Origin of the sequence: Marinomonas foliarum, from assembly GCF_003337275.1 — a bacterium.
Taxonomy (GTDB): domain Bacteria; phylum Pseudomonadota; class Gammaproteobacteria; order Pseudomonadales; family Marinomonadaceae; genus Marinomonas; species Marinomonas foliarum.
Map to the genome: position 1 here is coordinate 26,185 of NZ_QPJQ01000020.1, position 16,368 is coordinate 42,552.

12 protein-coding genes are annotated in these 16,368 nt (G+C 42.7%); 2 read left to right on the forward strand and 10 right to left on the reverse strand.

Features of this window, described 5'->3' with window-relative positions; all coding sequences use genetic code 11:
• Positions 1-98: 98 nt before the first annotated feature.
• Entirely contained in the window at positions 99-2,663 is a 2,565-nt protein-coding gene (locus DFP77_RS11310; protein WP_114412396.1) for a bifunctional diguanylate cyclase/phosphodiesterase, read from the forward strand.
• Here the strand turns inward: DFP77_RS11310 and epmA are convergent.
• From epmA to DFP77_RS11325, 3 genes are read right to left on the reverse strand one after another with little or no spacing between them, the layout of a single operon-like run.
• The gene (epmA, locus tag DFP77_RS11315; protein WP_114412397.1) at positions 2,648-3,625 is read right to left on the reverse strand and encodes an EF-P lysine aminoacylase EpmA; all 978 of its coding nucleotides are present in this window, start codon (positions 3,623-3,625) and stop codon (positions 2,648-2,650) included. The two genes, DFP77_RS11310 and epmA, sit on opposite strands and share 16 nt — an antisense overlap.
• Before the next feature lie 48 nt (positions 3,626-3,673).
• A complete protein-coding gene (locus DFP77_RS11320; RefSeq protein WP_114412398.1) occupies positions 3,674-4,312 on the reverse strand; it encodes a LysE family translocator in 639 nt (212 codons plus the stop codon).
• Entirely contained in the window at positions 4,288-5,199 is a 912-nt protein-coding gene (locus tag DFP77_RS11325) for an EamA family transporter (RefSeq protein WP_114412399.1), read from the reverse strand. Before DFP77_RS11325 ends, DFP77_RS11320 begins: the two co-directional genes overlap by 25 nt.
• A 234-nt stretch (positions 5,200-5,433) precedes the next feature.
• Here DFP77_RS11325 and DFP77_RS11330 point away from each other — a divergent pair, with 234 nt between their 5' ends.
• Positions 5,434-6,888: an aminotransferase-like domain-containing protein gene (locus DFP77_RS11330; RefSeq protein ID WP_114412400.1), complete on the forward strand. Its 1,455-nt coding sequence runs from the start codon at positions 5,434-5,436 to the stop codon at positions 6,886-6,888.
• 44 nt (positions 6,889-6,932) lie between these two features.
• Here DFP77_RS11330 and DFP77_RS11335 read toward each other — a convergent pair whose 3' ends face one another.
• The 7 genes from DFP77_RS11335 to DFP77_RS11365 form a co-directional block, all read right to left on the reverse strand.
• Positions 6,933-8,564 carry a type I restriction-modification system subunit M gene (locus tag DFP77_RS11335; RefSeq protein WP_114412401.1) on the reverse strand — a complete coding sequence of 544 codons (1,632 nt, stop codon included), beginning with the start codon at positions 8,562-8,564 and terminating at the stop codon, positions 6,933-6,935.
• Complete coding sequence (locus DFP77_RS11340; RefSeq protein ID WP_114412402.1) at positions 8,561-9,745, reverse strand: AAA family ATPase; 1,185 nt, start codon at positions 9,743-9,745, stop codon at positions 8,561-8,563. The genes DFP77_RS11335 and DFP77_RS11340 overlap by 4 nt, the downstream gene beginning before the upstream one ends.
• Positions 9,742-10,053 carry a virulence RhuM family protein gene (locus DFP77_RS11345; RefSeq protein WP_114412403.1) on the reverse strand — a complete coding sequence of 104 codons (312 nt, stop codon included), beginning with the start codon at positions 10,051-10,053 and terminating at the stop codon, positions 9,742-9,744. Before DFP77_RS11345 ends, DFP77_RS11340 begins: the two co-directional genes overlap by 4 nt.
• Positions 10,054-10,129: 76 nt before the next feature.
• Complete coding sequence (locus tag DFP77_RS11350) at positions 10,130-10,975, reverse strand: hypothetical protein (RefSeq protein WP_147270556.1); 846 nt, start codon at positions 10,973-10,975, stop codon at positions 10,130-10,132.
• Positions 10,976-10,979: 4 nt separating this feature from the next.
• Positions 10,980-12,260, reverse strand: coding sequence for a restriction endonuclease subunit S (locus DFP77_RS11355; protein WP_220235537.1), 1,281 nt, complete (start codon positions 12,258-12,260; stop codon positions 10,980-10,982).
• An 87-nt stretch (positions 12,261-12,347) separates the two neighbouring features.
• A complete protein-coding gene (dinD, locus tag DFP77_RS11360; RefSeq protein ID WP_114412406.1) occupies positions 12,348-13,190 on the reverse strand; it encodes a DNA damage-inducible protein D in 843 nt (280 codons plus the stop codon).
• Positions 13,191-13,207: 17 nt separating this feature from the next.
• Positions 13,208-16,270 (reverse strand): type I restriction endonuclease subunit R, encoded by a 3,063-nt coding sequence (locus DFP77_RS11365; protein WP_114412407.1) that lies wholly within the window; start codon positions 16,268-16,270, stop codon positions 13,208-13,210.
• Between the last annotated feature and the right edge of the window lie 98 nt (positions 16,271-16,368).

Genomic DNA, 16,368 nt, shown 5'->3' on the forward strand with positions numbered 1-16,368 from the left:
AATATGTTTCTTAGATTGAATTCATCAGGCCTTTCAGGCATCTTTGGATAACAGGTGAAATTGTGCACCTTTTATGAATTATATTAAATAGGATCAAAATGCATTCCATCAGTATTCATAGCCTAACAATTGAGGACCTTGATCAAAAACTGAAAGGAATGCTGTCGCCCGATCTTATCCAACTGTACGGCACTTTTCCGTTCGAAGAGGCAAAAACATGGGCAAGCTATCTTACCCAACGCTTTCCGGATGCTTGCCGTATAGGTATGGCAAGCCAGAAACACATTTCAAATGGCCTAGTCAAAAGCAGTGGCGCTACGCTTATATTATCCTATTTTGAACATAGCCACCTGAGTTATAACTCCGCGCCCTATGACAGCGCTAAAGTAGAGCAATCAGGACAACGACTTTTTGCTCCATTTCTTGCTAGTGATGACAAAAATCTGGCCAGTGTTTATATCCTGCTCGTAGATTCTAGAGATGCCATTCAAGATGCGTTCTTCCAAGTATCACTAGAAAATGACCTAGTCATAAGCGGTGGTCGTGCTGGGCTTTCTGACATTTCGAACAGCTGGGTGCTGTGTCAGAATGAGGTATATCAAGAGCAGGCTGTTGCTGTTGGTATTACTGGTGAATACCTAATACAAAAGAATGACCTCTTTGTCGATAACATTGCTATTGGTCGGCGTATGCTCATTACCGAGAGCGATGGTAAAGTACTCAAACAAATAGACCATTTACCTGCGCAGCAAATCTACCAACGTTATTTATCTAATGGTGAGCGGATTAGCCTATCATTAGCGAATAAATTTGCACTCAAGACAGTACATAACAATATTGAAATCAATGCAGTGCCATTAAGTTGGGAAAATGATGGCAGCATACTAATGAGCGAAGCGCTTCCTGAAGGCGCTTATGTGAAGTTTCTTTACTTTCACCCTGTTCAATCTCTGCTTTCTATCGCACCTAAAATACAAAGCCTGAACGAACAAAGCCCTGATAGTATTTTTATTTTTAACTGCATTAGTCGCGAAGATTATGTCGATGAAGAGCCAAGCGATCAACTACACATGCTCAACCAAATTATTCCACTTCATGGTACTTATTGCTTTGGTGAGTTTTTTTCGTCTCAATTTGGCACAAAAAGCATGCAACATACGTTGACCTATTTAGCCATCAGCGAGTCCGGCGGTGAACAAAAGCGCAGACCAACTCCATTACAACTGCTAGATGATAGTGATTCTTTGGCGCCCATGTTTAACCTGATTAGCAATACATTTGAAGAGCTAGAGCAAGAGCACGCTTCTTTTGGCAAAAACACAAAAACAGACACCGCGAGCAATGACTGGCTATATGATTTACAAACAGGCTTGCTAAATCGTTTTTCATTGATTGGCCGCTTAAATAACTCACAAGATATTTCCCATCTCGCCGTTTTTAAAATACGTAACTTTCGCTTGATTAATCAGCAATATGGCTACCATGCTGCAGACGATTTGTTTGCCCAACTTGCCCATTATTTAAAACGTCGTTTAGGAACAAACTCGGTAGGCATTGAATTCACATGCTATCGTCTATCCGCCAATGAAATAGCCATCTCCATTCATAACAGTATTGCCCCCCATAAAATATTTAGGCTATTTCGCAACCTTGCTGAAGAGATTGAAAACGAAGAGTTCTCCACCACGAAAAAAGTAGAACAGCTACTCACTTTAAGCCTTTCTGTTGGTATGGCTTCTATATTGGATCAAAACGGTCGTGCGTTGTGCGAACAATCACACCTTCTTATCAAAGCAAGTGAAGCAAGACGGTTCGCTCAAATGAACAACCAACCCATTTATTGGAATGGTGACCTACCTGAAAGCACGTCGACTGAAGAAAATTTGGATTGGATTATTAAAATTCGTAAAGCCTTAGAGAACGCTGATATTCTGGCCTACTTTCAACCCTATTATGACAGTAAAACGGGTGATGAAGTGGGTGCAGAAGCTCTATTAAGAGCACGTATCGATGGAAAAATAGTAAGTCCCGCTCTATTTTTAGATCTAATAAAACAAACCCAGCTTTATGCCAAAATAACGCTATTCATGCTGGCTAAATGTGAGCACACTCTAAAGACCTATCCCAATGTTAAAGTCGCATTAAATTTGTCCGTTCTAGACTTCAAACACTATGCAACCCTAAAAGCATTGCGACATTTTTTTCAACGCAATAATGTCGAAGGTCGATTGACTCTGGAAATTACCGAATCAGAATCCATCCAAGACTATGACTGGATTAGCCCAATTATTAATGAATTTAGAAACGCTGGTGCATTGTTAGCTATCGACGATTTTGGCGCGGGCTACTCAAATTTAGAAAAGCTGATAGCACTGAACCCAGACATTCTCAAACTGGATGGTTGTATTATCAAAACCATTGATAAAGACGAAAAACTGCATAAATTAGTACAACATACCAACAACTTAGCTCACTCGTTAGGCATTAAAACACAAGCTGAGTTTGTCCATAATGAAGCTGTTCAACAACGGCTGATTGATCTTAATATTGATTACTTACAGGGCTATCATTTATCTGAGCCACTCAGTGAATCAGACTGGCTTAATAAATATAAAGACAATGAAGTTCAGAGCAGCTCGCCTTTTGATCAAGCTCGATTATGAGCAAAAGGTAAAACCTCGGCAATATGCGACTTATGACAGATTAACATCAAGAGTCGATCCACGCCTAACGCAACTCCTGCGCAATCAGGTAAACCATGCGCTAAAGCACTAATGAGTCGTTCATCAAACTGTCTATTCGCCAACCGCATTTCAATTCGGGTCATCTTATCTTCGGCAAAACGTTTTGCCTGCTCATTGGCATCGGTCAATTCGTGGTAACCATTTGCCAGTTCCATACCCTGCCAATACAGCTCAAACCTAGCTGCCACTAATTGGCCTTTATCATCTAAGTGAGTCTTCGCAAGTGCCGCCTGAGACGCAGGATAGCTATGAATAAAGCACGGCGTATATTGACCAATCGCAGGTTCTACCACGCTAGAAAAAAGCAACTCTAGCAAAGTATCTCTATCCTCCTCTTGTAAACCGTATTCTGTGTATTCATGAGCACATTCTTGTAGCTGGAACAGTGTTGCTGTGAAAGGATCCAATCCCGTATGACGTAAAAACGCCAATTGATAACTGAGTCGCTCGCACGTCAACGTCTCGTCATTTAACAGTACCGACAGCAACTGTTGAATCTCATCCATTAATTGCCAATGATCGAAATCCACTCGATACCATTCCAACATAGTAAATTCGATACTATGGCGACGGCCAACTTCCTCGGCTCGAAACACTTTGCCTAACTGATAAATAGATCCTGAACCAGCACAAAGCAGACGCTTCATAGCAAATTCTGGAGAGGTTTGAAGATAATAAGTCAGGTCTTCTCCTTGGGAACGGGTCTGACTGGTGAGCACTTCAATATGCGGATCCGTGATACTCCCCAGAGACAAACACTGTGTGTCCACCTCCATCACCTCACGGGCATCAAAAAAAGCACGAATGGCTTTCAGTAACTGCGCGCGCTTTTGTAAAGTCGAAAGGTCAGCACTGGGTTGCCACAAAGAAGCATCGTACATAGAAAAGCACTCTGAAAAATAAAGTGCATCATAACAAATACTGTAACGTTAATTCAGCTTACTCAGCAGTATTTTAATGCCCGCAACACCAAACATCAGCGCGAAGGCAGCATCAAAGCCGCGTTTCATTTTGAAATAGCCTTGGCGAATCCGTGGGTTGGAAAACAGAACAGCGTAGCCCAAATTTATGCAAGCGCTTTGAATCGTTAATAAGGTAATCACAGACAACAAACCTTGTGTGGAAACCGAACTCGGCATCCCCATGGCAAATAACGATCCTATAAACAAAATCGCTTTAGGATTGGTTAAATGGATAGCCAAACCACGAAGATAAGCTGAACGTAAAGATGTTTGTTGAGTCTCTAGCGTGGTCAACATTTTGCTCGTATCCGATTTATTAGCCATCGCTGAATGACAGGATTTGTAAGCCAAGAATAATAAATATGCCGCACTAACATAACGTAAGCTTTCGAATAGCCAGACATTCGCATACAGCACAGCGCCTAAACCAAAGGCCGCCGAACAAGACCAAAATAGTGAACCTGTTGATATTCCCGATGCCAACGCCAGACCTTGCACGCGCCCCTGATTCATTGACGTCGATGCAATCGCCAAGGTCGCCGGCCCAGGGCTCGCCATAACAACAAAAGCACCAATTAATATCAGGGCATAGTGGATTTCTTGCATGAATCACCTCTCAGTCTTTTAAAGAAACTTAATTGCGGCAATGCCATTTGCCCAACAAACAGACCCAACAAAATCAATACGGCGGCGATGATCTGAGTCGTTTCTATTGGCTCATGGTAAAACCAATAGCCGCCTAAAATACCAAACACTGGCACCAACAAGGTCATTGGAGCCACGCTCGAAACTGAGTATTTCATTATCATCTTATTCCAAAACCAGTAACCCAATAATGTCGTTGGGTAAGCTTGAAATAAAACCGAAAACAGCGTCCATTGGGTAAATTGATTCGGCAACTCAGTGACAGCTTGCATCCCTTCAAAAATAACCGCAAGCAATAACAAAGGCAAAGGTGCAAACAACATCCCCCAGATGTTAAAAGCAAAAACCGCTTTAGTATTCGCGCGTTTTACAATCAAACCATTAATACTCCAAAACATTGACGCCATTAACACCAGCACTAAACCTTTGCCAGTCACCGAACCGCCTTCAGAGTACATAATCAAAGCAAGTCCCAGCAACGCCAACCCAGCGCCGAGCAACTTATTATGAGTAATGGTTTCGTTTAGACACAGCCTGCCCACCAATAAACTACTAACGACACTCATATCCAACAATAAAGATGCCATTCCCGCCGAGACACCCGCGCCAATCGATAAGGTGGTTAACCCCCAAACACCGACACCAAAAGACAAACCGTAAGCGATCAGATAACGCCACGGCACATCTGGTTTTTTAATAAAAAAGATCAAAGGAAACACCGCAAAACTAAAACGCAACGCGGTAAGCACTAAAGGATGAACACTGTTCACACCCAGCTTGATCACACTAAAATTCAATCCCCACAACGCCATCAAGGCAAACAGCAAGCCAAAGTCTCGTAGTTTCATTATTCGTTCCTAGTAAATAAAATCTGTTGTAAACAATAACGAAGGCGCTCAGTTACACGCGGTGTTTCTATTCGAAACTACCGCCTACCTCACAGAAACACCGCGTGTAACTGAACATAGCTAAGCATTTCCTTCAGAAAGAAGTATCACTAGAAAACCAAAAAGAACACAGATTCAATTTTTTATAAAAATAAGAGTACAATTTGAAGAAAGGAAATACTTTTGGGGAATGTTATGGCGCTTTACGAAACACTGGCTCGGCATTATATAGACGATATAAAAGCGCAAAGACTGCCTGCAGGAAGCCGTTTGCCAGCGTTACGGACAATGGCAAAACAGCATCAAGTCAGCATGACCACCGCGACTAAAGCCTACGACTACCTTCAACAAACAGGTTGGATTTATGCGCAGCCACAGTCAGGGTATTTTGTTGCCAACCAAATAGAAGCAACCAGCTTCCCAAGTTTAGACATCAAAAGCATTGAACAGAGGGATCCAAAACGCTTTGCGCCGTTAAATGGCTATAACCCTGCCTCGGCGCTTTTTAGTCCGCTTGGCACCTCGATGATTTCGCCAGAATTACAACCTAGCGTCGCACTGCAACGCAGCATTAAACGTGTCACTCAAAGAGCTGGAAAGCATCTCTTTCAATACCCAGAAACACAAGGCGACAAAGGCCTGAGAAGCGCCCTTGCGGAACATTTTCGTCATAACAATCTGGCCTTTTCAGCAGCCGACTTTGTGATTACCAATGGGTGCATTGATGCGGTAAGACTGGCGATCGAAAGCGTAACCAAAGAAGGCGATACCATCGCCATAAGCTCTCCTTGCTTTAGTGGCTTGCTCGATTTACTCAGCACCCTTTCCCGCAAAGTGATTGAAATTCCTATTCACGATAATGGCTTGGATTTAGACCACTTAGAAACTTTATTACAACAAGGCTTGATCAAAGCTTCTCTGTTCAGCACATCAAATATGAATCCCACCGGTATGACGCTGCCCGTTGAGCAAAAGCAGGCACTCGCGACACTTGCGGCGAAATACAAAACGCCGATGATAGAAGACGACGTCTATTTCGAATTAAGCCACCAGAAACAACAAACGCTACCCGCAAAATATTGGGATAAAGAAGGATTTGTTATTTGGTGCGGTTCTTTTTCTAAAACATTAGCGGCGGGCTTGCGGCTTGGTTGGTGTGTTCCGGGTCGATATTTAACGCCTTATCTTAATCAACACGCCTTAACCAGCTTTGGTGTGAATGGGCTTATACAGTTTTGCATGGCGGAATTTATCAACACCTGTGAATATCGCTCCCATGTGAATAAAATACGTACGGTGTTGAACCAACACATCCACTATTATCAACAATTTTTGCTCGAGCACTTACCCGCCACAGCGAAAATCAGTGCTCCACAAGGCGGCATTGTACTTTGGGTGCAAATCCCCAGTTTAAATGCTGTGCAGCTTGAAAAAGAAGCCAATAAACAGGGCATAGACATCCGCAGCGGAGCGTGTTTTAGCACCCACGACTTTTACCACGATTGCTTTCGACTCAACTGCGGTTGGCCGCTGCAAAATACTGGGGATAAACACAGTACTTATCAACAATTGATCAGCTTATGCGGAATAATAGAGCAATTATTAAATTGCCCCATCGCCAAAAATAAAAGATCTCACCTCCCAAATTGAAATGAGATCCTTTGCGTTTTAGCTAAGTCTTTACTGGTTATTTTTTAAGGCAAAAGCGGTAACCCAAGCTCTGCAAGGAACTTGTTATGCTCTGCCTTTGCCTTGTCAATAGACTGCTCAATATCCAATAGACTTCGGTTAACGTCTTGTAGATTAATTTTCTTTTCTTGTTTTGCTGTACTGACATAACGTGAAATATTCAGATTAAAATCGTTTTTTTCAATCTCATCCATTGAAACTCGGCGTGAATAACGCTCTTCTTCCTTACGAAATTGATAAGTGCTGACTATCTTATCAATATCGTTTGGCTCAGCATCTACCCCTTCGCGCAGCTTATTTTGACGTTTGCCTTTTTCAAAATGTTCCGCCGCGTTAATAAACAATACATCATCGTACTTTTTGCACTTTTTCAGCACTATGATACAAACTGGTATGCCAGTAGAGAAAAACAAATTAGCCGGTAATCCGATAACGGTATCGATATGGCCATCTTTTAACAATTTGGTGCGAATACGCGCTTCTGCGCCACCACGAAATAAGACACCATGGGGCAGGATAATCGCCATCGTGCCTTCATCACTTAAAAAGTGAAAACCATGCAATAAGAAAGCAAAATCAGCAGCTGATTTCGGTGCTAGACCATAGCCTTTAAAACGGAAGTTCTCCCCAAGGGCTTCATTTGGCTCCCAGCGGTAACTAAAAGGAGGATTGGCTACCACGGCATCGCATAGCAGCTTTTTCGCTGGATTCATTTCATTGAGTAAATCCCAATCATTCAGCAGTGAATCACCATGATGAATCTCGAACTCGGAGTCTTTCATCCCATGTAACAGCATGTTCATGCGCGCAAGGTTATAGGTGGTAATATTGGTTTCCTGCCCATAGATTCGACCAATACTGCCACCCGCCTCTTTCAGCTTATTACGCACATTTAACAACAACGAACCAGAACCACAGGCGAAGTCTAATACCTTATTCAGTTTGTTCTTTTTGCCCATCGCCGGTTCTTGGCTGTCCAGCGTGACAATCTCAGACAATATGGTAGAAATTTGCTGCGGTGTATAAAATTCACCGGCTTTCTTGCCCGAACCGGCGGCGAATTGCCCGATCAGATATTCATAGGCGTCACCAAGCACATCGCTACTGGTTGAAAATCCGGCTATACCTTCGGCGATTTTGGAAATAATGCTACACAGCTTGGCGTTACGAAGGCTGTAGTTTTTGCCCAGCTTTTCCGAATCCAGATTAATCTCCGAGAACAAACCCTGAAAACTGTTTTCAAAGGATTTGTTTTCGATGTATTTAAAACCCTGCTGTAAGGTGAGCAAAAGATCATCTTGCTGTGTTCTGGCAAGCTCAGCGATACTGCTCCACAAATGCGCGGGTTCAATCACATAATGCACTTTACGGCGCATTTGCTTTTCAAACTCTGGAATATCCTCTTCGTTTTGTTCATACCACACACTTAACGGCGCGCGTTTATCCTCTTGTGCAAGCTGCGGATAATCCGGTCCCAATTCCCTTTTTGCGGCGGCTTCATAATTGTCAGACAGATAGCGCAAGAACAGAAAAGACAGCATGTAATCGCGAAAATCATCGGCGTTCATCGCGCCGCGTAAATCATCAGCAATACCCCAGAGGGTACTGCCCAGTTTGTTTAAATCGTGTTCGGTCATGTTGGTTTCCTTGCTGAAGGCTCAGCAAATATTTTCGGCAGGTCAAACTGAAAGCTGGCAATAAAATCTTTAAGAATCTGTCGAAACAGGTTTTGGTTATCTTCGCCCATTGGAGTAGGTTCAAAAATGGCATAACTGCCGTGACTAAGTAGGTTAAGAACACGGTTAAACAGTGCTCTATTCTCATCATTGTCGATCTTCTTGAGGCAAAAAGAGATGTCTGAATGCCCAAAAAAAGCAGCGGTCTTTTCCATAATGCTACGCAGAGCATTGAAGTGAAATGTGTATAGCTTACCTGTTTCTGGATCGGCGGCTTTTTGTAATTCGGCAAGGCTGGCGACATGATGAAAAAAAGGCGTGTCTTCAGTAGGCTGAAGAGTATAAATGCCCTCGCTATTAGGACGATGGAGAAAATAGCGTCTGTGTTTTACCTTAGGTTCGTTTTCCTTCGCTCTACCGATTTCATTGCACATCACATTAAAAAATAATGAATGATGAGAAGAAACGACGATTTTAAGTGGGTTCGATATACCACTCTCGTTTTTACGGTTTGTCGCACGGCGAAGGAGTTTGGCTAAATCACAGGTAATCGCGACTGCATTGTTATCATCAAGAGAAGAAATCGGATCATCAACATAAATATATTTGACCCATTGATAAGATTCGTGACTATCCAGAATCCGCTCGCAGATCGCCATAAATATGCACCATATAAAAATGCTTTCTTCACCTCGCGAAATTTTGATGTTTTCCTGCGTATCTTTGCTGAATTTCACAAAATAAGGTTTGGAGAATGTTTCACCCCCTTGTCGAATTTCTTTGTAATCAAAATCGAAACCAAAATCAGCATACCGACTAAGGTATTCATCGATAGTCGGTTCAAGCCCTAAGCTTGAAAAACCATCAAAAAATCTTGATTCATAATTCACTTTTAATCCGCGTGCAGAATCATTTTCAAGATCGTTTTCCCAGGTAAATAAGTCTTCCGTGAAGGCGTTAAAATACAGCGTATCCGGTTTTCCGTTATTGTTACGCTTGCCTCGATCTTTAAAATCCATCGATAACCGAGTCTTTCCTGTACGGTTGTAAGCGTACAAAAGAACCAATTCCTTATCGTTTAGGTCATCACGCAATCGGGTTACCAGACTATTCAGATTTTGATAGGTGCGAACCCCACTCATGCTCTCACCTCGGCCATAGACTCCCATGCGGAAGAGTAATAAAAAGCGATATTCGCATCCAAATTATGCTGACTAATGCGGTACTGCTTGCAATCAGTAGCAGTTGTAAAGAAATCCCTTACAACTGAACCCTCAATAAGCTCTTGTTCTAAATATATATTGTTCAAGTACTGACCAATATTCTGCTTACTCATCCCAAACAGCTTTGCCATCATCTTCTGGACAAGCAATACGATTTCATTGACAAAACTTATATCTCGCGTAATTTGGCTGGCTTCTATTTTGTAAAATACATTACTGTCCGTCATAGAACTACACTCAGGTTATGATCTTGCTCGTTCCTACGCAGGAGAGAGGGTAAATCTGTAAAAAAGTTTTTACTCATCATAAAAGACTCAACTGAGTTGGCTCCTCAGTAGCTGGCAGAGAAGCAGCTATACCATAAATTCTACGAATAGAGTCATCTTCAATCGGTAAATCAATCACTTCGTCGTTGTAACTCAAAACCCGTATTACCAGATACTTAACTTTATTTGTAGGTCGCTTAACTAGCTGTACTCTCATTACATCTTTGGTGTGCAAAGGCAAAGCGTCTATCTTGACTTTCTCCCAGAATTTACCAGTCAAATCTTTATCAAAAGCAAATGCGCTTTCTGTATCCTCAACAATTTCTATTTTCCCGCGCCAAGAACGCTTTCCCTTCCAGTCAGGACTGGAAACCGTAATATCAGTCTCACCTAAATATATATGCTCTTCGTCAGGTAGCTTCTTGATATATAAATAGAAATTATTTTTTGGTATAGGAGGAAAACTTCCCATTCTGAATGAATCAATGCATTTATCATTCTGAAACTGTCTATAAATTTTGTTTTTACTTTTTATACAATCCCTTGGAAGCTCATCAGGCAATTCAGCAGCTTCTGTGGTGACAAATTCATTTACCTTCTGAATAATAAATTCTCGACCTTTTTTAGCCCACTCCTCGGAGGTCTCCCCTGTCAATAGAATTGATATAGGGTTAATTCCAATAAAGCTAATTACAACTCCTGTAACAGCTAACGTTGTTTTCCATCCACCTTCTTCAGGTATGCCAATTTGTATTTCTACATCAAGACCAAATAACGCAGCAATTTCCTTGTATGACTCTATTAGAACAAGCAAGGAGTCTGAGTTTATTTCATGCTTTCCTTGAAGATTGCCGAAGTGTATTGGGAGATTAACAGGCTCCATGCTCTTATTCCCCATCTATCTTAGGGAAGAGCTGCTGCATCAATCCCTTTTTATGAGCTTTCAACTCTTCAATCTTTTGGGCTTGCGCGGCGATCAGGTCGTCAACGGATGATAAGCATTCAGCGATTTTTTGTTGCTCTCCCCCAACTGGTGGAAAACAAATCTCAAATTCATTGATCTGTTTAGCGCTTATATGTGGAATCCCGCTACTAGTATTAATTCGATCTACATATGAATGAAATTTTCTTGAATGTATATGTTGAAATATAAATTGAATTGTAGATTCACGCTTTGATCTTAAACGTGCTACTCGTTGAATCAGTAACGATCCAGCATCTTTTTCCGTAACAATCGCCGAATTCTTTCCCACTTTGGAACCATCCATTCCAATAATTAAGTCGTTGACATTCAATCGGTACTTTTCAAGCGGCACAGCATCACCCAAGAAAAATCTATCGATCTTTGGGCTATGACGAATGAAGCCTTCTGTAATATTTATCCCTCTCATCAAAGGAATGCCGCTAGGGTCACCTGAAATGTCCTGGCTTTTGAAAGGAAATCCTGAAAGCAATTTAACTTTTTCACCCAATGAATACAGCACCCACTCCCCTGTATCCCAAAACTCAGGAAAACGCAGTGTGGGAACGCTTTCTCCCTCAGAGGGAAAGAGGTTTTGCACTAATCCCTTTTTATAGGATTGTAGTGCTTGGTGCTTTTGTATATGCGCGGTGATCAGTTCATCAAGGGAAGACAGGCAATCGGCGATTTTTTGTTGTTCTTCTCTATCAACAGGTGTTGGCAATATGATGCTAAAAAAATCATCTGGGCGAATATTCAATAATCCATCACTCCGAGCTCCACTCGTGATGAATTTCAGAATCTGCCTTCCATGATAGTTGTTATCAAAGTAACCTTTATAAAAGTCCGGTACATAGCCTGTCTTGAACCGAAAACTGATAAAGGCGTTAGGGGCAGCGACTTCTTCAAATTCTTTGAGTCTGTAAACTGCTCCCTGTTGAAATGTCTTGGAATTTCCTTTGTTATAAGAAAATTCTCCGGCCTTTAAAACGATGTAGTTTTTATACTGCTTACCAGATATATCCCTACTAAATTTTTCAGCTTGAGAGACAAATCCTTTCCCTGCAGTTATGCTAACGGTTGTCAATTTTCTATCGCCAACCTTCTTAGTAATTCGATCACTAATCTCACCTAACTGCGGCGAACTCCAACCCTCAGCATTTTCAAACGCAGGAAAACGCAGCTCTGGTACTAATTCTTGTTTCATATTCTTACTCATACGCTGCCAACCTCGCAATTTCTCGCCCTTGGGCAAGTTGATTAAGCAAGAGAAAACAGACTAGTTTATTGCTCATTATTCTTCCAGCCCATTGGGATTTTTCAGCGCTTTCTTTTCCGCCGATGCTAAGCGCCGTTCGACCTTTTTCACATCTTCGGCGGGAGCTAGGCTTTCTGGGCGAATACCTCGGCTTAGCAGGGTTTGGCGCACGGCTTCGTTGTTGGTGACATGCTCTTGGGAAATATGTTGTTCACGATTCATCGCCTGTTCGCGGGCATTGTGAATGGTGATTTCAGTGGCAAAGTCTTTGGCCTTAAGGATGATGGTGGGGGCGAAATCCGCCAGTGGGCGGTTGTCTGGCACCTGCCATTGAGCTTTCATAGCTTTGGTGTTTTTGCCAAACAGGGCGGTATCGCCTTTACTGCGAATGAGCGCAAAGTTCTGATTGTCGCCGGTTTGCTCAAAAATCACATTCGACAATTCTTTTTCGGTAGCAGACAGCTTTTTGCGCGCCGTTAACCGTTCCGCTTCCAATAGACGCTGCTCAATCAACTCTGCCTTGCGGGTCTGCATGGCGAAGTAGGTTTGAGCAAAGGCAATCGCTTGTTTGGCTGGGTCACCATTTTGGGCAATGAGATAGCAGGCGTAGCGCGTCAGCATAATATCGCTAATCTCCCTTTGGCTACCAGAGCCAAGTTCGACCATTTTCCCGACGTCAGCAAAATGGTCGGTGATATCATGATCCGACACTTCGCAGGCCGTCTTCGCTTTGGATATGGCGTTGAGGAAGTTATCCCATTTGCTATAGCCAAGCAGATGTTGTAAATCCCGCGCGAGCCAATATTCTATGCCGTTATCCGTTTGCTGAGCGTGACCTTCGAAGTTTTCTGTCAGGGTGTGGATCATGTCATTTTTCATTTTGCGCTCCTTGCGGGTTATTCATAGGCCGCTAGCCCTGCGATTTCACGCCCTTGGGCGAGTTTGTTGAGTAGTGGTAACAATTCTTCCATGAGTGCCAGTTCGGCCTGTGTACGTGCTTTCCAACCTAAATCTAAGGGTTCCAGTAATTCACTGAGCTTTTCACCATCAAAGATCATGCGATCCATAATGCTGTCAACAAAGCCTTGTAAGGCTGGACGTTCTATACCGTGTTGTTCTGCGATAGCGGCGAGTTCATTAGCGGATTTTTCAGCCTTGAATTGTTGGTAACCTTCACGAATGATTTTTTCCGTCAAGCTTTTATCGGTTGGCAGGCTGTTGATATAAGCCACAATATCGTCGCGTTCATCCATCAGGTTTGCGCTGGAGCTGATTAAATCAATCAGTTGTTGACGACTCATTTTGTGTTTACTGGGTTTATCATCATCGGTAGATTTGGCGATTAGACCGATAATGTAGTCATAATCGATGACGGCAGAGGCAAACAACACCAATTCAAATTCGAGCTGTTGTATCGGATCGTTAGGGTCATCGCTACCTTTGGCTTGCTGGGCTTTTAGGCGCTGAGCGGTTTCCAGATAGGAGCCTCTTAAGGCCCGCAGGTCATCTTCGGGCAATAGGGTATTGATGGTTTCTTTTTGCGCGTCGTCAAGGTCAGTGTATTGATCGAGATGGGTTTTTAGACGCTGTACTTCTTTGAAACGATTGATAAATTCAATACGTGCGGCGTCACCTTTAAGGTTGTAAACGGCTTCTGGCTCACATACTTTGCCGGTGTTCCCATTTATTGCGGCCTCCCCTTGAGCACCACTTTGGGCTATAAACTGGCTCATTGCCGCGACAGCCTGCTGGTATTTTTCAATGACTTTGGGCGCAGGATCGACCAGCCAGATTTCTTTGGCGCGGTCTTTATCCTGCCCTGAGAATCGAGCAATTGCAGTATTAACGGCTTCTTCCTGATAACGAAAGTCAAGAATATTGCCATAAGGCTTGGTATCGTTGAGCACACGGTTAGTACGTGAAAAGGCTTGAATCAAGCCGTGGTACTTTAGGCTCTTATCCACATACAGAGTGTTAAGGTATTTGGAATCAAAGCCTGTGAGCAACATATCTACCACGATAACAATGTCGATTTTGTTTTTATGTGGGTAATCGGCATTGCTGTATTTCTGGTCTTTGATGCGTTGCTGCACGTCCTGATAATACAGATCAAACTCATTGATGGTGTGGTTGCTATTATATTGTGCGTTGTAGTCGGCAATAATAGTTTTCAGAGCAGCTTTTTTCTCATCTGGTGCTTGCTGGTTGTCGGCTTTTTCTTGCGGCAAATCTTCTTGTATTTGCTGCACATCTTTATTGCCTTCAGCTGGCGGTGAAAACACACAGGCGATATTTAACGGTATATAAGCGTCATCTTCTGCGAGTTTTTGTTGCTGGGCCTGTTTAAATAGCTGGTAATACTCAATGGCGTTGTTGATTGAGGCAGTGGCCAATATCGCGTTAAAGCGGCGGTGATTGGTCGCTGCATTGTGTTTTTTCAGTATCTCCGTGACTACAGCCTCAGTGGATGGCAGCTTAAGCTTTACTTGCTTTTGCTTACCCGCTTTGTCGCCTATGACCTTTTTGGCTTTTTCACCAAAATAGTCGATATGAAAACGCAGCACATTGCGGTCTTCAATGGCATTGGTGATGGTGTAAGGGTGCAACTGCTGTTGAAAAATATCTTCGGTAGTTTTGTATGACCCTACCGTGCCATCAATTTGTTTGTAAGTGGCGTTTTCTTCAAATATGGGGGTGCCCGTGAAACCAAACAATTGTGCCTTAGGGAAGAAGGTTTTGATTGCTTGGTGGTTATCACCAAATTGGGAGCGATGGCATTCGTCAAAGATAAAAACGATTCTTTGGTTACGTAGCGGTTCAAGACGCTCTTTGTAGGTTTGCTTGCCATTCTGTTTATGTAGCTGATTGCGCTTGCTGTTTTCATCCAATGCAAGGCCAAGCTTTTGAATAGTGGTGACGATGACTTTATCGGCATAGTCTTCCGATAACATGCGTCTTACTAAGGCTTCGGTGTTGGTATTTTCTTCGACACAACCTTCTTGAAACTTGTTGAATTCCTCACGGGTCTGGCGGTCAAGATCTTTACGGTCGACCACAAATAAGCATTTATCAATGTCTGGATTGTCTTTCAGCAATGTGGACGTTTTAAACGATGTCAGAGTTTTACCGCTGCCGGTGGTATGCCAGATATAACCGTTACCCCGATTTTGATGGATACAATCGACTATCGCCTTCACCGCATAGATTTGGTAAGGGCGCATGATCATCAGTTTTTGCTCACTGGCAACTAACACCATATAACGGCTGATCATCTGGCCTAAGGTACATTTTTTTAGGAAATGGTCAGCAAAATCATCCAAATGAGTGATCTTGGAGTTGTCTTCACGAGCAAGTTGATAAATAGGCAGAAAGCGTTCATCGGCATTAAAACTGAAATGCTGATTATGATTGTTGGCAAAGTAGAGAGTGTTACTTTGATTGCTGACAATGAAAAGCTGCATAAAACACAACAGTGTGTTGGTGTAGCCATTGCCGATGTCGTTTTTGTATTCGACAATTTGCTCCATAGCTCGGCGTGGTGACAGCTCTAGGGTTTTCAACTCAATTTGCACAACAGGAACGCCGTTGATTAACAAAATAACATCGTAGCGGTGATGGCTATTGTCGGTATTGATGCGTAATTGATTGATGACTTCAAAGTCGTTTTTGCACCAGTCCTTGATATTAACCAAGGTGCATTGCAGCGGCGTGCCGTCATCGCGCTGAAACGTATTGCGTTCTCGAAGGGTTTTAGCGGCTGAAAAAACATCGGCATTGACGATTTCATCGCGTAGGCGGGCGAACTCAGAATCCGTCAGTTTGACGTAGTTGAGGGCTTCAAACTTTTCACGAAAATTTTGTTCGAGCGTGACTTTATCGCGAATATCTGGGCGATAGCTGTATTTGAGTCCCTGCAGCTTGGCAATAAGGTTATTTTCTATACTATGCTCTTTAATCATGAGTTCGCCCTACACTATCCATTTTTTAAACTCGCTAATTTTAGCATTGATAAGTAATTTATCTTCATCAACTTTCAAAAAAATATGGTGTTGTTGTT

Bases quoted from the DNA above. Each gene is read 5' to 3' on its own strand.
- DFP77_RS11365 (WP_114412407.1), bottom strand. From the start codon at position 16,270: ATGATTAAAGAGCATAGTATAGAAAATAACCTTATTGCCAAGCTGCAG.
- DFP77_RS11355 (WP_220235537.1), bottom strand. From the start codon at position 12,260: ATGAAACAAGAATTAGTACCAGAGCTGCGTTTTCCTGCGTTTGAAAAT.
- epmA (WP_114412397.1), bottom strand. From the start codon at position 3,625: ATGTACGATGCTTCTTTGTGGCAACCCAGTGCTGACCTTTCGACTTTA.
- DFP77_RS11345 (WP_114412403.1), bottom strand. From the start codon at position 10,053: ATGACGGACAGTAATGTATTTTACAAAATAGAAGCCAGCCAAATTACG.
- DFP77_RS11310 (WP_114412396.1), top strand. From the start codon at position 99: ATGCATTCCATCAGTATTCATAGCCTAACAATTGAGGACCTTGATCAA.
- DFP77_RS11325 (WP_114412399.1), bottom strand. From the start codon at position 5,199: ATGAAACTACGAGACTTTGGCTTGCTGTTTGCCTTGATGGCGTTGTGG.
- dinD (WP_114412406.1), bottom strand. From the start codon at position 13,190: ATGAAAAATGACATGATCCACACCCTGACAGAAAACTTCGAAGGTCAC.
- DFP77_RS11320 (WP_114412398.1), bottom strand. From the start codon at position 4,312: ATGCAAGAAATCCACTATGCCCTGATATTAATTGGTGCTTTTGTTGTT.
- DFP77_RS11330 (WP_114412400.1), top strand. From the start codon at position 5,434: ATGGCGCTTTACGAAACACTGGCTCGGCATTATATAGACGATATAAAA.
- DFP77_RS11350 (WP_147270556.1), bottom strand. From the start codon at position 10,975: ATGGAGCCTGTTAATCTCCCAATACACTTCGGCAATCTTCAAGGAAAG.
- DFP77_RS11335 (WP_114412401.1), bottom strand. From the start codon at position 8,564: ATGACCGAACACGATTTAAACAAACTGGGCAGTACCCTCTGGGGTATT.
- DFP77_RS11340 (WP_114412402.1), bottom strand. From the start codon at position 9,745: ATGAGTGGGGTTCGCACCTATCAAAATCTGAATAGTCTGGTAACCCGA.